The 21,399-nt window shown below is 64.2% G+C and carries 19 protein-coding genes and 1 pseudogene; 9 read left to right on the top strand and 11 right to left on the bottom strand.

From position 1 onward, the window contains the following. Nucleotides 1–50: 50 nt before the first annotated feature. Genes QJT78_RS09805 through QJT78_RS09795 form a run of 3 tightly spaced genes read right to left on the bottom strand, consistent with a single transcriptional unit; the run spans nt 51 to nt 4,004 of the window. A complete protein-coding gene (locus tag QJT78_RS09805; protein WP_028148874.1) occupies nt 51–1,067 on the bottom strand; it encodes a sugar ABC transporter substrate-binding protein in 1,017 nt (338 codons plus the stop codon). Between the two features lie 41 nt (nt 1,068–1,108). Continuing rightward, nucleotides 1,109–2,080, bottom strand: a complete 972-nt coding sequence (locus QJT78_RS09800) for an ABC transporter permease (RefSeq protein ID WP_038942483.1) — start codon at nt 2,078–2,080, stop codon at nt 1,109–1,111. Between the two features lie 40 nt (nt 2,081–2,120). Continuing rightward, a complete protein-coding gene (locus QJT78_RS09795) occupies nt 2,121–4,004 on the bottom strand; it encodes an AMP-binding protein (protein WP_240537516.1) in 1,884 nt (627 codons plus the stop codon). Nucleotides 4,005–4,283: 279 nt separating this feature from the next. On the opposite strand from QJT78_RS09795, the gene QJT78_RS09790 reads away from it, so the two are divergent. Next, nucleotides 4,284–5,228 carry a helix-turn-helix domain-containing protein gene (locus QJT78_RS09790; protein ID WP_028148873.1) on the top strand — a complete coding sequence of 315 codons (945 nt, stop codon included), beginning with the start codon at nt 4,284–4,286 and terminating at the stop codon, nt 5,226–5,228. A 45-nt stretch (nt 5,229–5,273) separates the two neighbouring features. On the opposite strand, the gene QJT78_RS09785 is transcribed toward QJT78_RS09790, so the two are convergent. Further along, on the bottom strand, nt 5,274–6,479 hold the full coding sequence (locus tag QJT78_RS09785) for an ABC transporter substrate-binding protein (protein WP_038942479.1): 1,206 nt from the start codon (nt 6,477–6,479) through the stop codon (nt 5,274–5,276). A gap of 165 nt (nt 6,480–6,644) precedes the next feature. Here QJT78_RS09785 and QJT78_RS09780 point away from each other — a divergent pair, with 165 nt between their 5' ends. The 3 genes from QJT78_RS09780 (at nt 6,645) to QJT78_RS09770 (ending at nt 10,117) form a co-directional block, all read left to right on the top strand. After that, nucleotides 6,645–7,412 (top strand): FCD domain-containing protein, encoded by a 768-nt coding sequence (locus QJT78_RS09780; protein ID WP_049807490.1) that lies wholly within the window; start codon nt 6,645–6,647, stop codon nt 7,410–7,412. 67 nt (nt 7,413–7,479) lie between these two features. Further along, nucleotides 7,480–9,093: an acyl-CoA synthetase gene (locus QJT78_RS09775; protein ID WP_028148870.1), complete on the top strand. Its 1,614-nt coding sequence runs from the start codon at nt 7,480–7,482 to the stop codon at nt 9,091–9,093. 16 nt (nt 9,094–9,109) lie between these two features. Further along, a complete protein-coding gene (locus tag QJT78_RS09770) occupies nt 9,110–10,117 on the top strand; it encodes an NAD(P)-dependent alcohol dehydrogenase (RefSeq protein ID WP_038942478.1) in 1,008 nt (335 codons plus the stop codon). Here the strand turns inward: QJT78_RS09770 and QJT78_RS09765 are convergent. Then, complete coding sequence (locus QJT78_RS09765; RefSeq protein ID WP_240537515.1) at nt 10,114–11,538, bottom strand: AraC family transcriptional regulator; 1,425 nt, start codon at nt 11,536–11,538, stop codon at nt 10,114–10,116. The genes QJT78_RS09770 and QJT78_RS09765 overlap by 4 nt on opposite strands. 130 nt (nt 11,539–11,668) lie before the next feature. On the opposite strand from QJT78_RS09765, the gene QJT78_RS09760 reads away from it, so the two are divergent. From QJT78_RS09760 to QJT78_RS09750, 3 genes are all read left to right on the top strand, one after another. Beyond that, nucleotides 11,669–12,472, top strand: coding sequence for an MBL fold metallo-hydrolase (locus tag QJT78_RS09760; RefSeq protein ID WP_028148867.1), 804 nt, complete (start codon nt 11,669–11,671; stop codon nt 12,470–12,472). Nucleotides 12,473–12,629: 157 nt separating this feature from the next. Next, nucleotides 12,630–13,649: an alpha/beta fold hydrolase gene (locus tag QJT78_RS09755; protein WP_028148866.1), complete on the top strand. Its 1,020-nt coding sequence runs from the start codon at nt 12,630–12,632 to the stop codon at nt 13,647–13,649. Nucleotides 13,650–13,664: 15 nt separating this feature from the next. Then, nucleotides 13,665–14,612 (top strand): fatty acid desaturase, encoded by a 948-nt coding sequence (locus tag QJT78_RS09750; RefSeq protein WP_028148865.1) that lies wholly within the window; start codon nt 13,665–13,667, stop codon nt 14,610–14,612. 56 nt (nt 14,613–14,668) lie between these two features. Here the strand turns inward: QJT78_RS09750 and QJT78_RS09745 are convergent. Beyond that, nucleotides 14,669–14,901 (bottom strand): annotated as a pseudogene (locus QJT78_RS09745) (hypothetical protein). A 138-nt stretch (nt 14,902–15,039) separates the two neighbouring features. Next, nucleotides 15,040–16,023 carry a YafY family protein gene (locus QJT78_RS09740; RefSeq protein WP_028148864.1) on the bottom strand — a complete coding sequence of 328 codons (984 nt, stop codon included), beginning with the start codon at nt 16,021–16,023 and terminating at the stop codon, nt 15,040–15,042. An 84-nt stretch (nt 16,024–16,107) separates the two neighbouring features. Between QJT78_RS09740 and QJT78_RS09735 the strand changes: the two genes are divergently transcribed. Further along, on the top strand, nt 16,108–16,752 hold the full coding sequence (locus QJT78_RS09735; protein ID WP_028148863.1) for a glutathione S-transferase family protein: 645 nt from the start codon (nt 16,108–16,110) through the stop codon (nt 16,750–16,752). Nucleotides 16,753–16,781: 29 nt separating this feature from the next. After that, nucleotides 16,782–17,204 carry a DUF6157 family protein gene (locus QJT78_RS09730; RefSeq protein ID WP_244433168.1) on the top strand — a complete coding sequence of 141 codons (423 nt, stop codon included), beginning with the start codon at nt 16,782–16,784 and terminating at the stop codon, nt 17,202–17,204. Here the strand turns inward: QJT78_RS09730 and QJT78_RS09725 are convergent, their stop codons facing one another. From QJT78_RS09725 to QJT78_RS09710, 4 genes are all read right to left on the bottom strand, one after another. After that, entirely contained in the window at nt 17,205–17,990 is a 786-nt protein-coding gene (locus QJT78_RS09725; protein WP_028148862.1) for an enoyl-CoA hydratase/isomerase family protein, read from the bottom strand. Nucleotides 17,991–18,002: 12 nt separating this feature from the next. Continuing rightward, nucleotides 18,003–19,112, bottom strand: coding sequence for a cyclic nucleotide-gated ion channel (locus QJT78_RS09720; RefSeq protein ID WP_028148861.1), 1,110 nt, complete (start codon nt 19,110–19,112; stop codon nt 18,003–18,005). A gap of 159 nt (nt 19,113–19,271) precedes the next feature. Then, nucleotides 19,272–19,490: a hypothetical protein gene (locus QJT78_RS09715; RefSeq protein ID WP_038942476.1), complete on the bottom strand. Its 219-nt coding sequence runs from the start codon at nt 19,488–19,490 to the stop codon at nt 19,272–19,274. A 123-nt stretch (nt 19,491–19,613) separates the two neighbouring features. Further along, nucleotides 19,614–21,059, bottom strand: coding sequence for a TAXI family TRAP transporter solute-binding subunit (locus tag QJT78_RS09710; RefSeq protein ID WP_038942475.1), 1,446 nt, complete (start codon nt 21,057–21,059; stop codon nt 19,614–19,616). Nucleotides 21,060–21,399: the final 340 nt, after the last annotated feature.

Below are 21,399 nucleotides of genomic sequence, written 5' to 3'. Positions count from 1 at the left end.
CGTCCCGGACGTGAGATCGTCCGGGACGCCAGGGTCTTGCGTCGCGACGATTATTTCTTGAGGTCGCTGAGATTCCAGCAGGCCATCTGGCTGTCGGCGTTCTCCTTGGTGATCGGAATCAGCGTGGTGTATTCCGAGCCCTTGACGGAGCCAGGCTTGACACCCGACGACAGCAGCCACTTGATGGTGCCGGCCATCTGCGCGGCCTGGGTCGGTACGTCGTAGCTCATGTTGAGATCGAACGCGCCCGACTTCACCAGTTCGCACGCGCCCTTGCGCTCGCCGCCGCCGGAAGTTGCCACGAACACCTTGCCGGTGAGGCCGGCCTCCTTGACGGCCGCTGCCGTGCCGATGTCCATGCCATCCCAGAAGCCGACGATGCCGCAGAGGTCAGGGTTCTGCTTCAGCACCGTTTGGGTGATCGCCTTGGCCTTGGCGGCGTCCCAATCGGCGGCCTGGCTCGACACCACCTTGATTTCAGGATGCTTGGCGAGCACGTTCTCGACGCCCTTCAGCGTATAGGCGCTCGCGGCGGCCGACAGCGCACCCTGGATGATCGCGATCTTGTTGGACTTGCCCTCGCAGGCCTTGACCACGCCTTCGGTCTGGCGTTCGCCGATCTCGACCCAATTGGCACCGACGAAGGCCGAGCTGCGATAGGCCGAGCCCATGTTGATCTGGATGACGTAGATGCCTTCGTTCTCGGCTCGCTGCAGCAGCTTGGCGTAGGTCTGCACGTCCGGATTATGAACCACGATCACTGCCGGCTTCTCCGAGATCAGCGAGGTGACCGCCTGCGCGCCGGCATTGGTGTTCCAGTTGGCGTCGCGGATCACGAACTTGACGCCGAACGGCTCGAGCTCCTTCTTCAGTCCGGCATACCAGCCCTCGGTGAGGTCGAAATTCATGGCGACCGGCACATAGGCCACGGTCTTGCCGGCCAGTGCCTCCTTGAACGGCTTCTGGAACGGTTCGTCCAGACCCTGCTGGGCGAGGGCCGGCGCGGTCATTGCCGCGAGACCCAGTGCGGCCACAAGTGCCTTTGTCGGGCTGCCGAAATGCTTCATTGCTTCCTCCTTGGTTGTGGTTGTCGTTATTGTTGGATCGCTTAGATGTCGCCCTGTTGTGCCGTTTCCTCGTTGCGCGGATTCAGGAAGGAATCCGTGATGACGGCGAGCAGCAGCACCACGCCCTTGATGAGATTCTGCCCGGCGTAGGAGATGTCCATGATGGTCATGCCGTTGAGCATCGTTCCGATCACGAGCGTGCCGATGACGACGTTGAGCACGCCGCCCCGGCCGCCTGATAGCCCGATACCGCCAAGCACGACGACCAGGATGACGTCATAGATCAGCGTCGAGTTGAAGATGCGGGTCGGCATCGAGTTGACGGATGCCGCCATCACGAGGCCGGCAAAGCAGCCGATCAGGGCGGTGATCACATATTGCAGGACGATGATCGGGCGTGAGGGAATGCCGGTGACACGCGCGGCGTAGGGGTTGTCGCCGATTGCGTAGATATAGGCGCCCCAGCGCGTCTGGCGCAGCAGGAACGCGACCACGATGCAGGCGATTGCGAACATCCAGATCGACGTCGGAATGCCGAGAATGGTGCCCTGTCCGAGCCGCTCGAAGCCGTCCATGCCGGGGCTCCATTGCACGACGTCGAGCTGGAACAGTGCGGTCTGCCCGAGCCCGGCCAGCAACAGGCCCGTTGCCAGCGTCGCAAACAGCGACGCGACTTCGGCATAGGCGATCAGCCAGCCGTTGACGAGGCCAAAGGCAATCGTGAGCAGGACGGCGGTCAGCAGCGAGGCCGGTAGCGAGTGACCGTTCTGCACCATCTGGAGCACCAGTCCCGGCGGCACCGCAAGGGCTGCGATCAGCGAGATGTCGATGCCGCGTCCGATCACGACGATTGCCATGGCAAGGCCAAGGATGCCGAGCACTGCCACGTTCTGAAGCAGCGTCAGCATGTTGTCCGGCGTCAGAAAGCCGCGCAGGAAGATCGAAAACACAAGGAACAGCAGCGCGAAGACTGCGAAGACGATCTCTTGCTGATTGAAACGAAAGCGCTTCATCCCCGTCTTGCCTTTCTTCGACCCGGCTGTTGCGCGACCGTCAGGACGATCGGTTCTCAATGCGATAGGTTTGTGGAAGCGTTGCAAGGCTTTCGACGAGCATCTTTGTTCGATCCAGATCACCGGAATGGACCGAGATGCTGACGACTGTGTTGAGCTTCTCGTCTTTCTCGACGAGGATATCCGCCGCGGTGTCGGGGCCGAAGATGCGATCGATCTCGGTCCTGACCTTTTCCCGGACGGCGAGATCGCGAAGCGTGGGCTTGAAGATCTTCCCGACGGCGGTAACCGGAAGAGCTTCGAGCAGGACGACGCGCTTTGGCCTCGCAGGAGGCTCATTGACGTTGTGTTCGAGATGCTCGCGCAATTGCGCCAGATCGATTGTCTGTCCGGGGGAGGGCACTACGAAGAGAACTGGAACCTCTCCCGCGTAGGCGTCGGGCATGCCGACGGCCGAGCTCATCTGGACACCGGGGAAGGCGTTCGCGACGTCCTCGATTGCGGCAGGGTCGATGTTGTGACCGCTTCGTACGATGAGGTCCTTCTCGCGCCCCGTCAGCACGAGGCGTTGATCCGAGGTGAGATAGCCGACGTCGCCGGTGACGATCCAGTGGTCGTCGGTGAGCACGCCCTTGTTGTGCTGGGGATCGACGTATCCGGGAAACACCTGCGGTCCCCTCACGAGGACAAGACCGCTCGTGAGAGGCGGACACTCTGTCTTCAGTTCGGCATCAGTCAGAGCGACGATTTTGGTCTTTGCGAACGGCGCCCTGAAGCCGACGCTGCCTTGCACGGGAGTGCCACGGCCGGGATTGAAAGCGATCGCGGCCGCGGTTTCTGTCATCCCGTAGGTCTCGAACAAGGTAATCCCGGTCCGCGCCTGAAACCTGTCGCTGACAGCCTTGGGAGCCACGGCCCCGCCGGTGAGCGCCATGCGAACGGTGCGGACATCGGAGGACCCGATCGGCACCTCGGCAAGAGCGGCAATCGAAGTCGGCACTCCGCTCACGATGGTCGCGCGAAACCGCTCCACCGTGTGCCAATAGTCGCGAATCGCTTCGGGACTTCTGAGGCTGTACGGCGAGGGAATGATCACATGACCGCCGGCAGCGAGAATCGACAGGCCGAGCGTCATGGTGCCGCCGACGTGAAACAGCGGAAAACCGTTCACGGCGGCATCCAGCTCATCCAGTCCGTGGACCTGCGCAAAGCTCCAGGCCGCATGGATTTGGTTGCCATGTGTCAGCCGAACCAGCTTAGGTCGTCCGGTGGTCCCGCCGGTGTGGAAGAGGGCGCAGATCGCATTGCGATCGGTCGAAGGTGCGAAGTCCAGTGTGCCGCGCGCGCTCGCGGCCGTCTCATTGAAGTTTAGAAATCCTCCAGGCAGCGGACCGTTCGCGCCTATCACAAAAATGGTCTTCAGCGACGGGACGCGTTTCGCGACGTTGGCCGCCTTGGCCCAGATCGCGCGATCGGCCGCTTCGGCCGGGATCACCAGCACAGTCGCATTCTGCGCCTCGAGCAAGTCGGCGATTGCGTCTTCGTTCAGGAGATAGTTGATCGAGCTGGCGACGCCCGCGACCTGGGCGCCGAGCAATGCGGGGAACAGCGGCGGCAGGATCGGACAGAGGAACGCGGCGGTCCCGCCGCTCTCGCCGATCCCGTGCGACCGGAACAGATTGGCCGCGCGGATGATCTCCGCAAGCAATTGCCGGTGCGTCAGCGTCGCGTCGCCCGGCTCGCGCGAGCCTTTGGTCAGCACCGTCAGTGCGGGCCGATCGGGATGCAGGTGCGCCGTGGCCTCGAAGAGATCGAGCAGATTGCGGGAAGGGACCAGCGAATCGTAAGGCCGCTGCTCCAACGCCTCGATATCGGCGATGGTTTTGACCGGCTGCGTGAACCGCGTTGTGATTTGCGATGACAAGGCCCTGCTCACGGGCATCGCCATTCGGGCGGCACGGCAAGCTGTGCAGCAGTTGACTGGACCTGACGCAAGCGAACGTTTCCCGCCTATTTTGTGGACTGCTTTTTGTTCTTCATAGGCCACATGCCGGAGCGCGGCTTGCTCCGGAGCGCAAAGCTTTTGCTTCTCCGCGCAAACGGTCTTGCGTGTAGGCGGCGGCCCTCTAGAATCTCGATGCGTGGCCAGCTTGTGCGATGCACAAACGACGTTCATCATGGCGGCGCAACGGATGGGCGGACGATGAACCTGGTGTTTTCGACAGACGATCTGGAGCCGTCCAAACGCTACGCCGCGTGGCAAGGCGCGATCTGCGATGTCTACGTCCATGTCGACGTGAATGCCGAGGAGCGGTCCGACTATCACGGCTTCATCCGCGAGGCGCGGTTCGGCGCGGTGACGATGACGGACGTCCTGCTGTCGGAGCAGCGCATCTCGCGCCGCGAGCGGCATATCGCGAAGCTCGACAAGGATTGCTACTACGTCGAATTCGTTCAGCAGGGCCGGGTCAACGTGCTTCAGGCCGGCCAGACCCTGCTGTCGAATCCCGGCGTGAGCGCGATCTTCTCGGCCTCCGAGGCCTATGACCTCGAATGCGTCGGCAAGGTACGATCGCTCTATCTTGAGATTCCGCGCGCGGAATTCTCGGCGCGCTTCAGCGAGGGACGGCTGCCGGTCGTGACGACGATGGCGACGAGCCGCGGACTTGGCCGGATCGCCGCCGAGTTCTGTGCGACGCTCGCCGCGGAGGGCGCGCCGCTGGACGAGACCGCGAGAACGCGACTGGGCGGTGAGCTGATGGACGTGCTGGCGCTCGCGCTCGACATGGGCGAGCGCGACGAATTCTCCGAGGATGCGAGCGCTGCGCAGGCCCGCCTGCGCTCGGTCAAGGCCTGGATCGAGGCGCACCTCACCGATGCGGATCTGTCGCTGGAGAAGATTGCGAAGAGCAATGGCGTCTCGCTCAGGCATCTGCATTATCTCTTTCGGCTGACCGATGTCTCGGTGTCCGAATGGATTTTGGATCGCCGGCTGCAGCGCTGCTACGACGTGCTGACGCGGCCGGAACTGCGGTCGCTGTCGATCACCGAGGTCGCCTATCAGCTGGGCTTCAGCAGCTCGTCCTATTTCAGCACGGTGTTCCGCAGGAAGTTCGGCCACAGCCCATCGGATTTGCGACGGCGCTAGAGAACCTGCACCGCGCTTGGCGATGCAAGTCCGTCGTTGTCGGCGTTACTTCACCAGCGGGCAGCCGCCGTCCTTCAGCGGCCGGAACGCCTGGTCGGCCGGCACTTCGGCGAGCAGCTTGTAATAGTCCCACGGGCCCTTGGATTCCTCGGGCTTCTTCACCTGGAACAGGAACATGCTGTGCACCATGCGGCCGTCCTCGCGCAGGATGCCGTTGTCGGTGAAGGCATCCTTCACCGGCAACTCGCGCATCTTGGCCATCACGGTCTTGGTGTCCTTGGTGCCGGCGGCCTGCACTGCCTTGAGGTAGTGCAGCGTGGCGCTGTAGGTCGCGGCCTGGTTCATCGTCGGCATGCGCTTGATACGCTCCTGGAAACGCTTGCCGAAGGCGCGGGTCTTGTCATTGAGGTCCCAGTAATAGGCCTCGGTGATGATCAAGCCCTGCGCGAGCTTGAGCCCCAGGCTGTGCACGTCGGAGATGAACATCACGATCGCAGCCAGGTTCTGGCCGCCGGCGACGATGCCGAACTCGCCGGCCTGCTTGATCGCGTTGATGGTGTCGCCGCCGCCGTTGGCGAGCCCGATGATCTTGGCCTTGGAGGCCTGGGCCTGCAGCAGGAAGGACGAGAAATCGGCCGTGTTGAGCGGATGCTTGACGCTGCCGAGCACCTTGCCGCCGGCCGCCTTCACGACGTCGCCGGTGTCGCGCTCGACCGAATGGCCGAACACGTAATCGGCGGTGAGGAAGAACCAGGTGTCGCCGCCGTTCTTGACGATAGCGCCGCCGACCGTGTGCGCGTTGGCATAGGTGTCGTAAGTCCAGTGCGCCGTGTACGGCGAGCAGGACTTTCCGGTGATGTCGGAGCTCGCCGCGTCCGTCACGATCATGATCTTCTCATATTGCTTCGACAGCTCCATCACCGCGAGCGCGGTGGCGGAAGTGGGCAGGTCGATGATCATGTCGACGCCCTCGGTCTCCCACCATTTTCGCGCGATGGTGGAGGCGACGTCGGGCTTGTTGAGCACGTCGGCTGCGACCATCTCGATCGGCTTGCCGAACATCTGCCCGCCAAAATCCTCGATCGCCATCTTGGTGGCCTCGACATTCCCCTGACCGCCGATGTCGGAATAGACCGAGGAGAAGTCCGAGAGCACGCCGATCTTGAGCGGGGTCTGCTGGGCGGAGGCGGGGACGATCAGGGCAGCCGACAGCAAGCCGGCCGCAGACACGAGTGCTGCGATAGGTCTCATGGATACGTTTCCTCTTGTACGGGACTATTCTGTCCCTTTGTCCGACAAAGTTAGAGCGAGGTCCCCCAGGAGTCAATTTGCTGCATCTGCGGCATGAATGACGCAGTTTGACGCGTCTTCGGGGCGATCCTATAGTTTGTCGGACAATCGCCATTGGGGGCTACCGTGCCGGTTTCGCCGCTCTTCCGTCCGATCGATGTTGCGCCGGCCTATCAGAAAGTCGCCGACGCCATCGAGCGCGAGATCGTCAATGGGCGCATCAAGCCCGGCGATCCCATCGGCACCGAGCATGATCTGGTGCGCCAGTTTGGCGTCAACCGCTCGACCATTCGCGAAGGCATCCGCGTGCTGGAGGAAGGCGGCTTGATCAGCCGCGATTCCTCGCGCCGTCTGCACGCCTGCCTGCCGCGCTACACCAAGCTCGCAAGCCGCCTCAGCCGCGCACTGGTGCTGCACGAGGTGACGTTCCGCGAGCTCTACGAGGCCTCGATGACGCTAGAGGTAGCGAGCATCGAAGGCGCGGTGGAGCGCGCGACCGAAGAGAACCTCGTCGAGCTCACCAACAATCTCGTGCGCAGCGAGGCCGTGGTCGGCGATCCCGCCGCGCTTGCCGAATGCGATGCCGAATTCCACGTGCTGGTCGCCAAGGCCTCGCAGAACCGCGTGCTCCAGCTCGCACGCGAGCCGGCGGCGCAGCTGTTCTATCCGACCACAGAGATGATCGTGACCGGCGTTGCCGAAGGCGGCCCACGCCTCGTCGCCGCGCACCGCCATCTGATCGACGCGATCCGCCGCCGCGACCGCGAGGCGGGCGTGCTCTGGACGCGCCGGCACTTGCAGGACTGGCGGCGCGGTTTCGAGAAAATCGCCTCGCTCGATCGGTCGGTCGAGCACATGTACATGGAGCACGCCCAGGCGGCCCGGCGAAGGTAACGCAAGAACAAGACGCAAGATTTCAAACAAGAAATCCAGCAAATAAAGACATCACACGGAGGAACATATGACCGGCGACATCGCGGCCACCATCTCGAAAGCGCGCGAGCATTCCATCGGCGACCTCTTGCGCCGTTCGGCGGGGCGCGAGCCGAACAAGCTTGCAGTGAGCTGCGGCGATGTGAGCTGGACCTTTGCCGAGATGGACGCGATCTGCAACCGGCTCGGCCGCGGCCTGCTCGGGCTCGGTGTCAGCAAGGGCGATCGCGTTGCCGTGCTCTCGCGCAATTCGCACGCGTTTGCGGCGTTGCGCTTCGCGCTGGCGCGGATCGGTGCGGTGCTGGTGCCGATCAATTTCATGCTCAACCCGGATGAGATCAATTTCATCCTGAAAAGCTCCGGCGCGAAGCTGCTTGCGACCGGCCCCGATTTCGTCGAGCCGGCGAAGGCCGCAAGCGCCAGGGATTGCGCGGTCGTAAAGATGATCTGGCTGCCGGGCGAGGATCCGGCCACGGCGCCCGCGGGTCTCACCACTTTCGACGATCTCCTCAGCCCCGACGGCTCGTTCCTGGAGACCTCGGTCGACAGCCGCGATCTCGCCCAGATCGTCTACACCAGCGGCACGGAATCGCTGCCCAAGGGCGCGATGCTGACCCATGAAGCCGTGATGTGGCAGTACGTCAGCTGCATCATCGACGGCGGCATGAGCGCGGACGACAAGTTCCTGCACGCGCTGCCGCTCTATCATTGCGCCCAGCTCGACGTCTTCCTGGGGCCGCAGATCTATCTCGGCGCCTCCGGCGTGATCACGGGCAAGCCGACCGCCGACAATATCCTGGCGCTGATCCAGGCGCACAAGATCACGTCCTTCTTCGCGCCGCCGACGATCTGGATCGCGATGCTGCGCTCGCCGAATTTCGACAAGACCGATCTGTCGACGCTTCAGAAGGGTTATTACGGCGCCTCGATCATGCCGGTGGAAGTCTTGCTCGAACTCCAGCGTCGCCTGCCCGCCGTAAAATTCTGGAACTTCTACGGCCAGACCGAGATCGCACCGCTCGCGACCGTGCTGCGGCCCGAGGACCAGCTGCGCAAGGCCGGCTCGGCCGGCAAGCCCGTGCTCAACGTCGAGACGCGCGTGGTCAACACCGCGATGGAAGACGTGAAAGTCGGCGAGGTCGGGGAGATCGTGCACCGCTCGCCGCATCTTCTCTCCGGCTATTACAATGACCCCGTGAAGACCGCGGCGGCATTCACCGGCGGCTGGTTTCACTCCGGCGATCTCGCCACCGTCGATGCCGAGGGCCACATCACGGTGGTCGACCGCGTCAAGGACATGATCAAGACCGGCGGCGAGAATGTCGCCAGCCGCGAGGTCGAGGAGATGGTCTACCGCATCCCTGCGGTCTCCGAGGTTGCCGTGGTCGGGCTGCCCGATCCGCGCTGGATCGAGGCGGTCACCGCGATCGTCGTGGTCAAGACCGGCGAGACGCTGGACGAGGACGCCGTCATCAAGCACTGCGCCGGCCAGATGGCGCATTTCAAGGTGCCCAAGCGCGTCATCTTCGTCGACAGCCTGCCGAAGAACCCGAGCGGCAAGCTGCTCAAGCGCGAGCTCCGCCAGCGCTTCGTCGGCGGCGAGACGCTCGACAAGGCGATCCAGAAGAATTTTGGAACGTAAGCACGGAGCGGTCGCGATGAAGGTCTGGCAGGTCGCGCGTGACTGGTCGATCGAGGGGATGGAGCTGGCCGATCTGCCCGAACCGACGCCTGGCCCCGGCCAGGTCGCGGTGCGGATGAAGGCGGCATCGCTCAACTACCGTGATCTGCTCACGGTGCAAGGCAAAGGCGGCGTCACGAGATTGCCGCTGATCCCGTTCTCGGATGGTGCCGGCGAAGTCATCGCGGTCGGCGACGGCGTTACCCGCGTCGCGGTTGGCGATCGTGTCTGCCCGATGTTCTTCCAGTCCTGGATCGACGGGAAGGTGTCGGCGACCAGCCGCCGCTATGCGCTCGGCGGCACGCGGCCGGGCGTGTTGCAGGAGGTGATGCTGCTCGATGCCGAGGGCGTCAGCCGCATTCCATCGCACCTTTCATTCCTGGAAGCGGCGACGCTGCCCTGCGCCGGCCTCACGGCGTGGCGCGCGCTGTTCGAGGAGGCCAGGGTGAAACCCGGTGACACCGTGCTGGTGCAGGGCACCGGCGGTGTCTCGATCTTCGCGCTGCAATTCGCAAAGCTCGCCGGCGCGAGCGTGATCGTAACGTCGTCGAGCGACGAGAAGCTCGAACGTGCCAGGGCGCTCGGCGCCGACCACACCATCAATTATCGTTCGGTGCCGGAATGGGGCAAGGCCGCGGCCGACTGGACCGGCGGCGGCGTCGATCACGTCGTCGAGGTCGGCGGCAAGGATACCTTTGCGCAGTCGCTCGAGGCGATCAGGGTCGGTGGCAATATTCTGGTGATCGGCGTGCTCACCGGCTTCTCGCAGCAGATCGCGATCCCGACCCTGTTCGCCAAGAACCTGCACGTCATCGGCCTGTCGGTCGGCAGCCGCCGCATGTTCGAGGGGATGACGGCCGCGATCGGCCGCAACGGCATGAAGCCGGTCATCGACCGTGCGTTCGGCTTCGATGCCGTGCCGGACGCGTTGCGGCTGATGCAGCAGGGCGGTCACTTCGGCAAGATCGTGGTTGAGTTTCCTTAGCCCATCTCGCCGGAGAGCTTCCTGACGTCGTCGGGCGTCCGTCCGAAGCGGCGGCGGAATGCGCGGTGGAAGTAGGAAACGTCGTGAAAGCCGGCGAGGTGCGCGATCTCGATGATCTTGCGCGTGCGCAGGTTTGGATTTCGAAGCAGCCGCTCGGCGCGCAGCAGCCGCTGCTCCAGCACGAAGCCGCTATAGGTGATGCCGGCCTGCTCGAACATCAACTGGATCGTGCGCGGGCTGATCCGGTGCGCGGCTGAAAGGACGGTGAGCGACAGCGCGGGGTTGTCGAGCTGGGCCAGGATGCCGGATTTGAGGGTTTCGAGACGCGCCGCCGCAAGGCCGCGCATGCGAGCTTGCTCGGCGACATCGCCGCGCGCTCCGATCATCAGCACGGAGAGGTCGAACAAATGCTGCGCGACCGCATCGAGCTCCGCGGGCGCGAGCTTGTCGGCATAAGTGTGCGCGAGGTCGTAATATCGGAGGAACATCGACGTGATCGGATTGGCGCCGGGGATCGACTGCGCGATCAGGTCCTCGGCATTCGGGCACGCGCGCAGCAGCGCCTTGCGCGGCAGCAGCGCGGTCTGGAAGTTGCCGTGTGTCGTCTGGGTGATATGGGCGCCCTTGATCGAGGGGTCGCCGATCGTGACGTCGCCGGCGGCGACCTCCAGCGGACGTCGTCCCATGGCCCCGCTCAGCGCCGAATTCGGCGACATCGTGATCACCAATTCGTCGTTCGTCCCCAGCGATACGAAGGACATCGGCGTGCCGAACGAGGCCGAGAGTCGGAGACGCGGAAGGATGGCCGGCGAAATGGTCCGGTGAACACGTCCTTCCCCGATCGGAACAAAATCGACGTCGGCGACCTGGCGGCAAAACTGCTCGCGCCATCTTTCATAGGCCTGGCCATTCGGGTCGCCATCGAATGAGAGTTGAGGCTGGATCATCGATCGGGAAGGGCAGATGAGTTGGCGAGTTACGGCAGGTTGTATCGTCAGGCCGGTGCTCCGCAACCGCAAAAGCGCTGGATTGCGTGATAAGCCACTCGCAATGACGCGCTGTGACCGCGACCTGGTGCCGCAGCCCGGTGTGCCGAGATGAAGAAGCGCGAGCGCGAGCGCCAGCACGAGACGCGCCCGGTGCTTGAGCAGCGTGGTGAACGCATCCGGCGCGCTGTCGGGGGCATCGTCCTTGCAGCCGCGCGAGGCGCGATCGTCGATCGCCTTTGCGGGGATCATCAGCACGCAGGCGATCGCGATGGCGCCGAACATCGCCGCCAGCACGAACACGGCGACATAGCCGAACTTGTAGCCGAGATGGCCCGACAGAGGCGGGGAGGGGAGCGCGATGCCACCGAGACGTTGAGCGACTGCCGGCGGAAATGGTCTTGCACAAGCAGGGCTGACAAGACGGGCTGACATGACCGGCCAACTGGCGCCGGGGCGGACCGGAAAGTAACATGTGCTAGCCGGGTTGGTTCCTCCGCCCTCGCGGTGGGAGGGCTACGGCCTCATCTCGTGGGTGTCCTCTCCCTTCCTCTGGATCATGGCCATGCCTCTCTGGACCTGCGAAACCTGCGGCGCGCAATTTCCTGAAAGCGAAAAACCGCCCGCATCCTGTCCGATCTGCGAGGACGAGCGGCAGTTCGTGAACTGGAAGGGCCAAACCTTCCTCACACGCGAAGCGTTGGCGGAACGGCACCGCCTTGCCTGGCGCGAGGATCTCGGCCTCACCGGTATCGCGCTCGAGCCGGGCTTTGCCATTGGCCAGCGTGCGCTGCTGGTTCCTGTCAGCGATGGCTGCGTAATGTGGGATTGCGTGCCGTTGGCAACGGCGGAGGCGATCGCGCATGTGCGCGCGCTCGGCGGACTGAAGGCGATCGCGATCTCGCATCCGCATTACTATGGCGCGCTCGCGAACTGGAGTGAGGCGTTTGGCGGTGTGCCGGTCTATCTGCATGCCGATGATCGCCAATGGGTGACGCGTCCGCATCCCTCGATCGTGGACTGGACCGGCGATCAGCAGCGCATCGCCGACGATGTGCTGCTGCTGCGCACCGGCGGTCATTTCGCGGGCGCCACCATGCTGCACCATGCGCGCGGTGCGGATGGCAAGGGCGCGCTGCTCACGGGCGACATTGCGCAGGTGACGATGGACCGCCGCTTCGTCAGCTTCATGTACTCCTATCCGAACTACATGCCGCTCAACGCCGCCGCGGTGCGGCGGATCGCGGCCGCTGTGGAGCCGCTCGCCTTTGACCGCATCTACGGCGCCTGGTGGGGCCGCAACATCGCTTTAGGTGCCAAGGCCGCATTCGCGGCGTCCGTGCAGCGATACATCGCGGCCATCGCCTGACGCACGACGACCAAAACCCCCTTGTCCTGACCTAATAACTGTACTATAGGTACAGATATTAAGCGCAACGCAACGATGCGTTTGCCGGTCCGGCACGAACGATGCATCGTTGTCTCGGCGGGCGCATGCTGCGGCCGCGTGAGCGGGAGTTGGACGCATGACCGGGCAGCGCGACTACGAGATCTTTGAGGCCGGCGACGTCACGCTTCAGTCCGGCGCCGTCTTTCCCGGGATGAAGCTCGCCTACAAGACCTACGGCACCCTCAGCCCCGCCAGGGACAACGTTATCCTCTACCCGACCTCGTTCAGCGCCCAACACTACGACACGGAATGGCTGATCGGGCCCGATGGCGTGCTCGACCCAACGCGCTACTTCATCATCATCCCGAACCTGTTCGGCAACGGCCTGTCGTCCTCGCCGTCGAATTCTGGCGAGGCGCCATTCCCGCAAATCACCTATCACGACGCCATCGCGATCCAGCACCGGCTGCTGACCGAGCGCTTCGGCATCACAAAACTCGCGCTGGTCTATGGCTGGTCGATGGGCGGCATGCAGACCTATCACTGGGCGGCGCTGCATCCTGACATGGTCGCGCGGGCCGCGGTGGTCTGCGGCAGTGCGCGCTGCGCGCCCTATAATTACGTCTTCCTCGAAAGTGTGAAGGCTGCGCTGACCGGTGATCCCGCCTTCCGCGACGGCCGCTTCGTCGAGAAGCCCGTTGCCGGCTATCGCGCCATGGGCCGCGTCTATGCCGGCTGGGCGATGTCGCACGGCTTCTATCGCGACGAGCTCTGGCGCGAAGCGGGCTTCACCTCGCTCGAGGATTATCTGGTCCGGAACTGGGACGCGACCTTTGCCCGGCGTGACGCCAATGATCTCCTCGCGCAGGCCGGAATCTGGCAGCGCGGTGACATCAGTCGTTGCGCTTCGTTCGGCGGCGATCTCGATCGGGCGCTGGCCGCGATCAAGGCACATATGCTGCTGATGCCGGGTGCGACCGACCGCTATTTCGACGTCCGCGACAACGAGGACGAACTCGGCAGGCTGGTCAACGCAAAATCGGCGGTGCTGCATCCGATCCCGTCGCTGCACGGCCATCGCGCCGGCAACCCCGTCAACAATCCGCGCGACCGGGCCTTCCTCAGGGCCGAGGTCGCAGAGCTTCTCAGCAAATAGGGCGAGTCCTGGATCATGACTGACGCGACCGTTTCAGAGCCCGGCCATCGTCTGAAGCCGCTGAGTCCGGCGATGCTGCGCGAATTGTCGGTGCGCTCCAATCTCAGGGGGGCCGCGAAAAGTCTCAGCCATTACGGCCTGATCGTACTGCTCGGCGCGCTGGTCTGGAAGGTCTCTTCAGCCTGGGGCGTGTTGTGGGCGCTGCCGCTGATGGCGGTGCAGGGCTATTTCGTCGCCTTCCTGTTCATGGCGCTGCATGAGACCGCGCACAAGACCGCGTTCAGGAGCCGTGGCCTCAACCTTGCGGTCGGCTATCCCTCGGCCTTCATCATCGGACAACCTTACGAATATTACTGCCTGTTTCACTGGGACCATCACCGCTACACCCAGGATCCGGACAAGGATCCGGAGCTGATCGTCGGCGTGAAGCCGACATCCGACACGCAGCTCGCACTCGCCTATAGCGGCCTGCTTCAGGTCGCCGGCCGCCTCAAGTTGATGCTCGGCCACGCCGTCACCGGCAAGGTCACCGTGCCCTGGATTCCCGAAAGCAAGCGCGCCACCATCGTGCGCGAGGCGCGCGCCTATGCCGGGCTCTATGCGTTGCTGCTCGCGCTCTCGCTGTGGTTCTCCTCGGCGTTGCTGCTCTGGGTCTGGATTGTCCCGCTGATGATCGGGCAGTCCTTCCTGCGGCCCTATCTCTATGCCGAGCATACGGGCTGCGACCGCACCCGCAGCGCCTTCCAGAACACGCGCACCACCTACACCAGCGCGATCGTCAAATGGTTCGCATGGAATATGCCCTACCATGTCGAGCACCACGCCTATCCCTCGATTCCGTTTCACGCGCTGCCGAAGCTGAACGAGATCGTCGACGGCAAGATCGTCCATCGCGGCCGCGGCTATATCAGGACGACGCGCGAGACCTGGGCCTGGTTTCGCCGGCATCGGCAGATTGGTTAACCCAACGCAAAACTCCGGCCGCAGCGCGACCGGAGCTTTGTCGAGGGCATCAGATATCAGTAGATCCCGTAGGCGCAGACATTCACGACGCGGACGCGCAGGCCATGGCGGGTCCGGACGACGCGCTCCTGGTAGCAGTTGCTGACGCCAGTGTTGACGTAGACGCCGCCAAAACCCCAGCCGGGACCCCAGTGATGATGGAAGCGTGGGCCGAAGCCGCGGTGGGCGCGAGAGCGGCAGCACCGAGCGAACCAGCAGCGATCAGACCAAGAGCAAGCTTACGAAACATTTTCATTCTCCAGTGTGGCGCTAAGGCCGTTGTTGTGTCCCTGCTTCTCCGTCGAGCCGAGACGCGAACGCGTTCAGGGCGCGAGGCAGGAATCGTGTTTCAGGAATGTTTCGTGGGCTTCGGCGAAATGCGCCGCTGTCAGGCTTTTCGCGCCGCTACGCGATAGCGCGCAGCCATCGCCTGCGTCATCTCTGCCATCTTCTCGCGGAGATCGGCGGGCTCCAGCACTTCGGCCTCGGACCCAAGCCGCAGCAATTCGGATGCCGCGTGCCATGACGTCTTGCCGGTCGGCACGCGCGCGATGCGCCAGCCGTCGGCGTCGGCAGTCTCTTCAAGTTGCGTGCGTGCCTTGACGTAAGGCTGGCTCAGCGCGTCGAGCAGTTTGACGCCGAACGGCGACAGCCGCACGATCGCGACATTGGGATGCATCTCGGCTTCGAGGCGAAGCGTCGCTGCCTGCCAATAGGCGGCGAGATCGAACGCGGCGGGACGATCGAAGCGGTCGTCGAGCGCGGTGCAGTCCAGCACGCGCGCGACACGATAGGTGCGCACGCTGCCGTCGACCTCGCCGGCGAGATACCAGCTGCCGCCCTTCAGCACGAGCCCGAGCGGTGCGACGCGGCGCTGCTTCTCCGCGCGCCAGCTCTGGTAGCGGATCTTGATCAGCGTCCCGCGCAGAGCCGCGCCGGCAATGGTGCGCAGATGTTTGGGTTCTTCCGTCTCGCCGAACCAGCCGGGCGCGTCCAGGTGAAAACGCTCCTGCATCCGCCCGGCGTCTTCGCGAAGGTTGGCAGGGAGTGCCGCCATCAGCTTGTTCTGTGCGGCGATCATCGCCGCGTCCAGCCCGAGCGCCGCGGCCGGTCCCGGCAGTCCCGCAAGGAACAGAGCCTCTGCCTCGTTCTGCGACAGGCCGTTCAAACGCACGCGATAACCGTCGAGCAGGCGATAGCCGCCCTCCGCGCCGCGGTCGGCGTAAACAGGGACGCCGGACGCCGCGAGCGCGTCGATGTCGCGATAGATCGTGCGCACCGAGACCTCGCAGGCTTCCGCAAGCTCGGGCGCAGTGACCTGCCCCCTGGCCTGGAGGGTGGCGAGGATCGACAGCATCCGGCTCGCGCGCATGATCCCTTAAACCATACCTGACACAAGATGTCAGGTATGGTCCGCTACAAGCGCCATCGCCAGCCGGCCAGATGGAGACCTGTTATGACCGATCAGAACCGCATCACCCTGTATTATTCGCCGCAAAGCCGCGCCACCGGCACGCGGGTGCTGCTGGAGGAGCTGGGCGCGCCCTACGATCTCCACGTCCTCAACATGAAGGCCGGCGAGCAGCGCCAGGGCGCCTATCTCGCCATCAATCCGCTGGGCAAGGTGCCGGCGGTCCGCGACGGCGAGGCGCTGGTGACCGAGCAGGTCGCGATCACCATCTATCTCGCCGATCTGTTTCCGCAGGCGGGGCTGACGCCCGCGCTGAGCGATCCGCTGCGCGGTCCTTACCTGCGCTGGATCGCCTATTACGGCGCATCGTTCGAGCCGGCCCTGATCGACAAGTTCATGCAGCGCGAGCCGGCGCCGATCATGCAGTCGCCCTATGCCGATTACGACACCATGCTGGGCGCCCTCGAGACGCAATTGTCGAAGGGGCCGTATCTGCTCGGCGAGCGCATGACGGCCGCCGATATCCTGTGGGGTGTCGCGTTCAGCTGGACCATGATGTTCGGCATCGTGCCGAAGAAAGACGTATTCGTTCGTTATGCTGAACGGATGACTTCGCGTCCCGCGTTCCAGCGGATCAATGCCGCCGACGATGAGATGGCGGCGCAGCATGCCGCGGCAGCAGGTGGTTGAATGATCCAGGGTTGCAGATGACAAAGTCGATGCACACGACCAACTGCTTCAACACCTTCATCCGGGTCGCTGAAGACTGTCCCGCGCATACTGGTGAGGAGCCGCCGCTGCGCGCGGGAAAGCCGACGGTGGCGTGCCTGCAATACGAGATGATCGCGAAGGCGCCCTACAAGCACACGTCCGACGACGTGATCTTCGCGACGTCCGCGCCGGGACGCGGGCTCGATGTGAAGGCGACGAAGACGGAGAAGCGTGCGGCCCGTGAAGCGTTCTTCTCCCGGGGGCAGGCGTGCATGAGGGCGTCGAGCCTGGGCAAGCGCTTCGGCTGGGGCGTTCATGCCGACAGTGAGGGCCGGATCGCGATTTACGCCATCGACAGCAAACGCTACCAGGCGCTCGTCCGGGATCCCAAGCTCACGCAGGTGCGCGCGATGCGGTCGAAGCGGGCGTGATCAGAATTTTGGCGATCGCTTCTCCGAAAACGCCTTGATGCCTTCCTTGATCTCGTCGCCGCGCATGCTGTCGCGGTGACGCTGGTCGGCAGCGGCTTCATCCAGCTCTCCGCGGGCAAATTCATTGATGGCGCGCTTCATGCCGCGCATCGCCTGCGGGGCGTTGCCGGCGAGAACGCTCGCGAGCTTGTCAACCTCTTCATCGAGCGTTTCCTCCGGCACCATGGCCGTGAGGTATCCGATCCGCAGCATCTCCGGCGCGCTGATCTTCTGCGCGGTGAGGAACAGCTTCTTCGCATTGTCGACGCCGAGCCGCGTCACGTAACGCTTGATGCCGCTTCTGTAGTAGTGCAGCCCGAGCCGCGCCGCTGGCATGAACATCTCGGCGGTGTCGACGCCGATGCGGAAATCACAGGCGAGCGCGAGGTCGGTCGAGCCGCCATAGACGCCGCCATTGAGTCGGCAGATTGTCGGCACGCCGAGATCCTCCAGCCGATTGACGACGACCTCGAACGCCGAGCCCGCGCTCTGCTGCTCGTTGGCGCTGACCGCGCGCTCGGCAACCGAGTTGAGGTCATAGCCCGCCGAGAAGGCCCGCCCCGTGCCGGTCAGCACCAGCACGCGGATATCGGGATCGGCCTCGATCCGGTCGAAAAGTCTGACCAACTCGCCGAGATCCTCGGCCTGGAGCCGGTTGAGATGTTTGGGCCGGTTGAGGCGGATGGTGGCGCGTGCGCCGTCGCGTTCGAGCACGGGGCCTGAGGCTGCGTCGGCTGTGTCCGACATTCTTGTCTCCATTTATTTGTTTTCGAGTGTGCGGCGCTTGGCTTCCGCATCGATGGTCTCGGCGAGATCGGGATGCCGCGCCATCAGCACGCGGAAGTCGACGAGGTCGAGCACCAGCAGCCGCGACACCTTCGTGGTCGAGACACTGGCGCCGCGCTTGTTGTTGCCGAGCAGCGCCATCTCGCCGAAGAACGCGCCCTCGCCGAGCTGGACCTTCTTGCCGGGCAGGTCGACCTCGACCTCGCCGGCGGCGATGAAATACATGCAGTCGCCCTGCGTGCCCTTGCGGATGATCATGGTCCGCGCGGGCAGCTCCATGGTGCGCAGCATATGGGTGACGTCGGCGATGGCGGCAGGCCCGAGCGCCGCGAAGAACGGCACCTTGCTGACGGATTCCCAGGTCTTGAGGAAATTGTCGCGCCTTGTCTCGGCGGCAAAGCCGGTCGCCAGGATACCGGTCCACAGCCCGAACACGCCGAGGCCGGAGATCATCACCATCGCCGCCACTATGCGCCCGAGCGGGGTGACCGGCACGACGTCGCCATAGCCCGTCGTCGTCAGCGTGACGACAGCCCACCACAGCGCGGCGGGGACGCTGCCGAAAGTCTGCGGCTGCACGTCCCGCTCCAGGAAATATTCGGCGACGGAAGCGAGGAACACCACCATCAGGAAGATCACGAGCACGCTGACCAGCGGCCCCGATTCCAGCACCAGCACCCGGCGCAGCTGCCGCAGGCCCGGAATGCCCGGCACCACCTTCAACACCCAGAGCACGCTGAGCAGCCACGCCGTCTTCGGCTCGATGCCGATCAGGAGCGCGACCGGCACGGCCAGCGCGCCCAGAGCATCGACCACTCCGGCCGAGGAGGTCATATAGAGCGACAGGCGCCCCGTTTGTGCCATGTGGCGCAGCCGGACCACCCATTCGAACACGAAATAGACGAGGCAGGCCCATAGCAGGGCGTCGACCCAGCGGTGCACCGTCTCATAGGCCGGGTTGACCGTCAGCAGCACCATGCTGAGCACGCCGAGGCCGACCGCCACATAGGCCGCCTTGGTCATGTTGCGGCCGGCCGTGGCGGCCACGAACTGGGCCAGTGCGGGGATCAGCGGCTTGGACATGCGGGAAGGCGGGCTCGGTCGTGTCTGTCAAGGTCCCGGCTGGGACGCCACCGCCAAAGTGCCCGCCCGGGCAGGAGCCGTCAACGACGGGCAGGGGGCTGCCCGCAGCATCGTCGGAGAGGTGTGCGGCAAGCCCGGTGCCGTGGTGGATCCGGGGCGCTACCTGAAATGCGGCGGCTCGTCGTAGCCGCGGCGGTTGCTGAAAAAAAGCAACATCATCAGGCCGATGCCGACGACGATGGCGAAACCCGCTCCCAGCGCCAACGCCACATAGCCTTCCGTCGGGATCGGCTCGCCCTCGATCGCCATTGCGGAATATGCGAGATACCCAGCCGCCACCAGCATGCCCAGAAGGATGATGACGAGGAGTGTACGCACGGCGCGTGCTCCGGTTGTATCCGGGAGCAAACGGTTGTGGATAGGGGCGGTTCCCGGATTCGGCCGGAGGATTCGCGGGAAATGCCGGCAAGGCGCCGCTGCGAAACCCGTCAAATCGATAGGTCAGGCACTCTGAGCTGTCTTCACCACAACGATCTTGCTCTCGTCCTGCTGGGGAGGGGCGGTATCCTGGGCGACCTTGTCGGCCTCGCCGCAGTGGCGTTTGAGATAGTCACGGCGCATGCCGATCTCGTCGCGGACGAACTCGTAGCCGAGCTTGAACGTATCGAGCCCGTCGGTACTGATCGTGCCGTCCCTGAGACCTATGACGGCGCCGCGCAGAATGCCCTCCAGCTCATCCTGGAGACATTCGAGCTGGTCCAGCGAATGGGCGTGCTCGATACGTTCGCCGATGTCGAGGACGGCGGTGGAAAGCTCGCCAGCCTTCTCCGGCGCGATGCGGGTGATCTTGGCGTAGATCGCGGCGAAGATCGAGCCGATCACGCTGAGCGCGGCGGCGCCCAGATACATCAGGTCGCTGTACTTATCCATGAACGACTTGGTGTCGTCGTTGATGTAGTCGGCTGCCCCCTGATGCGCCATCACGTAGGCATCCTTCTCGACGGAGGCCGGCTCGATTCGGCTGGCGAAGCCGTTGCCGAGCCCGAGCGCGGATTTGTTCTCATAGACGACGCGCGCGAGCTCGCCCGCCGTGCTCGCCGACATCCTGGATTGCGCGACCAGCAGCCATTCGAGCCCGATCGTCTCGAGGTCGTCATCGGGAATTTCCGGCGATGCGGACAGCGTGCCCGCCGTCAGCGTCTCGCTGGAAATGCCGGGAATCTTGCGCGCCAGCGCCTTGGCCTCGTCGATCGCGTTCAGCGTGAAGCCGCCGCGCTTGGCGACCTGCTCATAGGCCTTGTCCCGCACCGCCCTGGAGGCATGGACGATGGCGATCATCGCGCCAAAGCCGTTCGCCGGTGCAAACAGCTTGTCGAGCGTTGCGCCCTGCGGCGCCATCTGGATCCTGGCGGCGTCCGGGCCATCGGGGATGTCGAGGATGTTGCGGACGAAGGCGAGCGAGGATTCGTTCTCGGCGACGACCGCAACCTTCTTCTTCTTCAACTCGGCGAGCGATTTGATCTTCTTGTTGCCGGGACCGAGCAGCAGCACCAGATCGTGCTCGAGGATCGCGAGCGTGCGCGCCCGCAGCGGCACCTTGGTGTCGGTGCGAAGGACGGCGAGGTCGGCCTGCCTGCGGTCGAACTGTGCGAGCGCCTTGGCATTGTCTGCGTTGTTGACGATCTTGATCCGGAAGCGCGAGGCGTTGTTCTTCAGCAAAGTGGCGAGCTTGGCGGCGAACAGCGCTTCGTCGCTGTTGGGGGTGCCGACGGCAAAGGTCAGCGTCTCCGAATTGTGCAGCATGGCGCGGCCGCCCCAGACGGTGGCGAGCGACAGCAGCAGGGTCAGCACGACGTAGAGAAGGACCTGCTGCTGATTGGTCTTGATCACCTTGGGGCGCCGCGGCGGCGGTTCGGTCGGTGACGAGGTCGGGCCTTCAGTACTCATGGCAGCACTCCGGCCTTATTCCTGAGTGGCGGACGGCTCGCGATGCGATCGCGGCGGGCGCCCTGCAATTCCTAAACATCTGAAAAAAGAAGGATATTCTCTGCCGGCAATGATAGCGCGCCGATACCGGAAAGCAAAATTCGAGCCGGAGGTAACCTTACTCGATCTGGCCGCGGCGATTGGTCATCCTATCACCAGTTAGCCACAGTTGGCGATTTTCCAGTTCCCCCCGGCTGCATTCCGTCGCGGGAGATGTCATAAATCACGCGTCCCGGCGATTTGACCGGTCCAAAAAGAAGTTGCGCTAACGCTCCGATCTTTCTTGTCACGTCAATGAGGG

This window comes from Bradyrhizobium sp. Mp27 (assembly GCF_029953005.1).
Classification (GTDB): Bacteria; Pseudomonadota; Alphaproteobacteria; order Rhizobiales; family Xanthobacteraceae; genus Bradyrhizobium; species Bradyrhizobium barranii.
This window is presented reverse-complemented; position numbering and strand designations above follow the sequence as displayed.

Coding starts and splice junctions, on each gene's coding strand:
- QJT78_RS09805 (WP_028148874.1), bottom strand. CDS start 1,067: ATGAAGCATTTCGGCAGCCCGACAAAGGCACTTGTGGCCGCACTGGGT.
- QJT78_RS09800 (WP_038942483.1), bottom strand. CDS start 2,080: ATGAAGCGCTTTCGTTTCAATCAGCAAGAGATCGTCTTCGCAGTCTTC.
- QJT78_RS09790 (WP_028148873.1), top strand. CDS start 4,284: ATGAACCTGGTGTTTTCGACAGACGATCTGGAGCCGTCCAAACGCTAC.
- QJT78_RS09785 (WP_038942479.1), bottom strand. CDS start 6,479: ATGAGACCTATCGCAGCACTCGTGTCTGCGGCCGGCTTGCTGTCGGCT.
- QJT78_RS09775 (WP_028148870.1), top strand. CDS start 7,480: ATGACCGGCGACATCGCGGCCACCATCTCGAAAGCGCGCGAGCATTCC.
- QJT78_RS09770 (WP_038942478.1), top strand. CDS start 9,110: ATGAAGGTCTGGCAGGTCGCGCGTGACTGGTCGATCGAGGGGATGGAG.
- QJT78_RS09765 (WP_240537515.1), bottom strand. CDS start 11,538: ATGTCAGCCCGTCTTGTCAGCCCTGCTTGTGCAAGACCATTTCCGCCG.
- QJT78_RS09760 (WP_028148867.1), top strand. CDS start 11,669: ATGCCTCTCTGGACCTGCGAAACCTGCGGCGCGCAATTTCCTGAAAGC.
- QJT78_RS09755 (WP_028148866.1), top strand. CDS start 12,630: ATGACCGGGCAGCGCGACTACGAGATCTTTGAGGCCGGCGACGTCACG.
- QJT78_RS09750 (WP_028148865.1), top strand. CDS start 13,665: ATGACTGACGCGACCGTTTCAGAGCCCGGCCATCGTCTGAAGCCGCTG.
- QJT78_RS09740 (WP_028148864.1), bottom strand. CDS start 16,023: ATGCGCGCGAGCCGGATGCTGTCGATCCTCGCCACCCTCCAGGCCAGG.
- QJT78_RS09735 (WP_028148863.1), top strand. CDS start 16,108: ATGACCGATCAGAACCGCATCACCCTGTATTATTCGCCGCAAAGCCGC.
- QJT78_RS09730 (WP_244433168.1), top strand. CDS start 16,782: ATGCACACGACCAACTGCTTCAACACCTTCATCCGGGTCGCTGAAGAC.
- QJT78_RS09725 (WP_028148862.1), bottom strand. CDS start 17,990: ATGTCGGACACAGCCGACGCAGCCTCAGGCCCCGTGCTCGAACGCGAC.
- QJT78_RS09720 (WP_028148861.1), bottom strand. CDS start 19,112: ATGTCCAAGCCGCTGATCCCCGCACTGGCCCAGTTCGTGGCCGCCACG.
- QJT78_RS09710 (WP_038942475.1), bottom strand. CDS start 21,059: ATGAGTACTGAAGGCCCGACCTCGTCACCGACCGAACCGCCGCCGCGG.